This window comes from Allostella sp. (assembly GCF_041913585.1).
GTDB lineage: Bacteria > Pseudomonadota > Alphaproteobacteria > ATCC43930 > Allostellaceae > Allostella.
In genome coordinates, this window is the sequence record NZ_JAYSFE010000225.1 from 1 (window position 1) to 3,754 (window position 3,754).

Below are 3,754 nucleotides of genomic sequence, written 5' to 3' on the forward strand. Positions count from 1 at the left end.
TCCCGTCGCATTTCCGGCCGCGCGGCCACAGCCTGCGCCGCGTCGGCACGCCGCCCCTCTGCTTCGCCGGCGCCGCCGAGCCGGTGACCCTCCTCGACGATCCCGACCCCGAGTCGGGCAAATGGATCGAATCGGTGTGGCGTGCGCCCGACGGCAGGCTCTACGGCTGGTGCCATCGCGAGCGCTGGGCCCCCTGCCCCAGCCGGGTGATGATCTACGGCGTGGGCGCGCTCGTCTCCGACGACGACGGCCGGACCTGGCGGCATCTCGGCATCCTGCTGGAGCCGCGAGCGGAGGAGATCGACTGCACCTTCGACAATGGCTGGTTCGCCGGCGGCTACGGGGACTTCACCGTGGTGCCGGACCCGTCCGGAACGCACTTCCTGCTGCACCTGACGAGCTACCACGCGGCCGACGAACGCCAGGGGATCATCGTCGCGCGCTATCCGATCGCGGCCCGGGACCGGCCGACCGACGCCGTCGAATGGTGGACCGCGGCCGGCTGGCGGCCGCGGCACGCGGCCCCGCCCCTGCCGCTGGTCCGGCCGCGCCGCGGCTGGCGCCATCCCGATCCCGACGCCCACTGGGGCCCGGCGGTCCACCGCAACGGCGATGCCGGGTGCTGGGTCATGCTGCTGAACCACACCTGGGCCGGCCACTACGATCTGGTGCAGCGCGGCATCGCCGTCGCCTTCAGTCGCGACCCCGGCGATCCCGCCGGTTGGAGCCCGCCGCGCCCGCTGATCGACGGCGGCATCTGGTATCCGCAGGCGGTGGCACCCGCCGGCAGCGACCGCGAGGGGAGCGGCGCGCTCCGCTTCTTCGTTTCCGGGTTCTCGCTCTGGGAAATCCGGTTCCGCCCGGGACCGGCGCCGCAGGGAACGGCGATCGCCCGGGCGACCATCACCGAGGCCGAGATCGCCCGCCATTTCGGGCCGCGGCGGCCGGACGGCGGCTTCGGGGCCTGACGGCACCCGGGCGTCATTCGGCCTCGCCGAAGCCCCGGCGAATCCGTTCGATCGCGCGCCAGCGCGGCACCGCCTCGGACGGCGGATGCGGTCCGCTGTCGCGCACGAAGACCCGGCCGTCGGCGGCCGGCTCCAGCCGCAGGGTGCGGCCGTAGATCGACTCCAGGTCGGCATGATGGGACGCGGTCAGCAGCGTCACCCCGGGCAGGTCCGCCAGCAGCACCTCGATCAGGGCACGCTCGGTCTCGGTGTCCAGCGCTTCCCCCGGCTCCTCCAGGAAAATCCAGCTCGGCCGCTGCAGCAGCAGGCGGGCGAAGCCGATCCGCTGGCGCTCGGAGGCATCGAGCGTGCGCATCCAGTCCGCCGCCTCCGCCAGTCGCGGCACCAGGGCCGCGAGCCCGACGCGCGCCAGCGCCGCCGCGCACGCCCGCTCGTCGAAGCGATCGGGGGCGTCGGGATAGGAAAGGATCGCCCGCAGGGTGTCGGCCGGCAGGTGCAGCGCCGCCGGCAGCACGTGGATCGTCGCGTCGTCGGGCAGCTCGACCCGGCCGCGGCCCCAGGGCCAGACCCGCGCGACGACCTTGAACAGGGTCCGGGCGAGGCGCGGATCGCCCAGGATCAGCACGTGCTCGCCGGGCGCGACCTCGGTCGAGATGCCGCTGAACAGCGTCCGGCCGCCGACATCGGCGATGGTGAGGTCGCGGAAGGTGAGCGCGCTGCCGGAGGTCGCGACCACCTCGATCGCCAGCCCGGGCTCCCGCGCCTCGCGGGCGATGCCGTCGAGCGTGCCCATGAGCAGCAGCACCCGCTCCATCGACGCCACCGTCTCGGCCAGCCGCGGGAAGTTGTCGATCGGCCAGGACAATGCGGCGGTCACCTGCTGGAACGCCTGGGCCGTCTGCATGAGGCCGCCCAGCGTCATCTCGGCCGCGAGGTAGCGCGGGGCCGCGACCAGGATCGGAAAGACCGTCGCGAGCGTGCCGTAGGCGGAGGAGAAGAGCGTCAGGCTGCGCAGGCCCGCGGTCTGGAGCCGCCAGGAGAGGGCGATCGCGTCGAACAGCCGGGCGAGGCGGCGGCGCTCGTCGGGCTCCCCGGCCAGCAGCGCGATCGCTTCGGCCTCCTCGCGGTCGCGCACGAGGCCGAAGCGGAAGTTGGCCTCGGCGGTCTGGCGCTGGTCGGTCGCCTGGACCAGCGGCCGGCCGAGCAGGAAGGCGACGAAGACGCCGATGCCGGAATAGAGCAGCGCCAGCCAGACCAGATAGCCGGGCAGGTCGACGGCGACGCCGGTCATCACGACCGTCACCGTGCCGGACAGCACCCAGAGGATGCTGACGAAGCCGACCAGGAGCAGCAGGCAGTAGAAGAGCGAATGCGCGAGGTCGAGAACCGCCTCGGCCACGAGGCGGATGTCCTCGGCGATGCGCGCGTCGGGATTCGTCGGCGCGCCCGGGAGCAGGGACAGCTGGTGCTGCCGGCCACGATCCATCCAGGCGTCCGCCACCCGCCGGGTCAGCCACGCGCGCCAGCCGATCTGGAGACGGCGGCGGACCTCGAGGTGCGCCACGTTGACGATCATGGTGCCGACGACGATCCCGGCGAAGACCAGCGACTGGACCAGCACCTGGCCGCCGTCGCGCCGCTCCAGCGCGTCGAAGAGGTCGGCGTTCCAGAGGTTGAGACGGACGGCCAGCAGCACCTGCACGATGGTGAGCACGACCAGGGCGATCGTCAGGCCCCACGCCGCCCAGCCGCCCGGCCCCGCCCAGTACCCGGCGCCGAAGCGCGCGAAGCGCCCGAGCGTCCGCCCCATCGGCACGCCGGCGGGCGGCGGCGCAGGCGCTCGCGCCGGCTGGTCGGCGGGCGCCGGGCCGGTCATCGCCGGGTCAGCGGGCGGCCGCCACCGCGCGCGCCGCGCGGATGCGGTCCGCGTACCATTTTGCCGATGCCTTCAGCCGGCGCTGCTGGGTCGCGTAGTCGACATGAATGATGCCGAACCGCTGCCCGTAGCCGGAGCCCCACTCGAAATTGTCGAGCAGCGACCACACGAAATAGCCGCGGACGTCGGCCCCGCGGTCGATCGCCTCGCCCATGGCGCCGATATAGGCGTCGAGGTAGCGGATGCGGTCGGGATCGAGGACCTCGCCGCGCTCGTCCGGCCGGTCGTCTCCGCCATAGCCGTTCTCGGTGACGTAGATCGGCAGGCGGTAGCGGCGATGCACGTCGACGAGCGTGTCGCGGAAGGCGTCGGCGTCGATCACCCAGCCGACGCCGGTCTGCGGCTGTTCCGGCGGCGGCCCCGTCCAGGCGAAGCCCAGTTCGGCCGAAGGGTCGGCCTTCATGTAGATGGGCGAGTAGTGGTTGAGCCCGAACCAGTCGGTCGGGCGGCAGATGCGGGCGAGGTCGCCGGCCTTGACCCAGCGCTCGATCGCCTCGGCGAACCGCGGCGGATAGGTGCCGCGGATCTGCGGTTCCGGAAATGCCTGGTTCCAGCACAGGTCCATAAGCTCGGCGGCCGCGAGGTCGCCGGGTTCGCTGCCGGCCGGCCGGCACGGCTGCCGGTTGTGGATGGCGCCGATCTGGGCGCCCGGCACGAGGTCGCGAAGGACGTCGACGGCGGCGCCGTGCGCGAGGTTCACATGGTGGACCGCCGCCAGGTAGGAGTCGCGGTTCTTGATGCCCGGCGCCTGCCAGTCGAGGACGTAGCCGAAGATCGTGAAGACCGCCGGCTCGTTGAAGGTGGCGAAGCGCTTGACGCGGTCGCCGAAGCGCCGGGCGAGCAGCACCGC

General features: G+C 73.1%; 3 protein-coding genes. 1 reads left to right on the forward strand and 2 read right to left on the reverse strand.

Features of this window, described 5'->3' with window-relative positions; genetic code table 11:
• The coding region (locus ACE3Q3_RS23340; RefSeq protein WP_374450087.1) for a hypothetical protein at window positions 1-968 on the forward strand (968 nt) is incomplete at its 5' end.
• A 13-nt stretch (window positions 969-981) separates the two neighbouring features.
• Here ACE3Q3_RS23340 and ACE3Q3_RS23345 read toward each other — a convergent pair.
• Together ACE3Q3_RS23345 and ACE3Q3_RS23350 are read right to left on the reverse strand one after the other, a co-directional pair.
• On the reverse strand, window positions 982-2,844 hold the full coding sequence (locus ACE3Q3_RS23345) for an ABC transporter ATP-binding protein/permease (protein ID WP_374450089.1): 1,863 nt from the start codon (window positions 2,842-2,844) through the stop codon (window positions 982-984).
• A 7-nt stretch (window positions 2,845-2,851) separates the two neighbouring features.
• Window positions 2,852-3,754 (reverse strand): glycoside hydrolase family 1 protein (locus tag ACE3Q3_RS23350; RefSeq protein WP_374450091.1); only part of this gene is annotated, 903 nt, incomplete at its 5' end.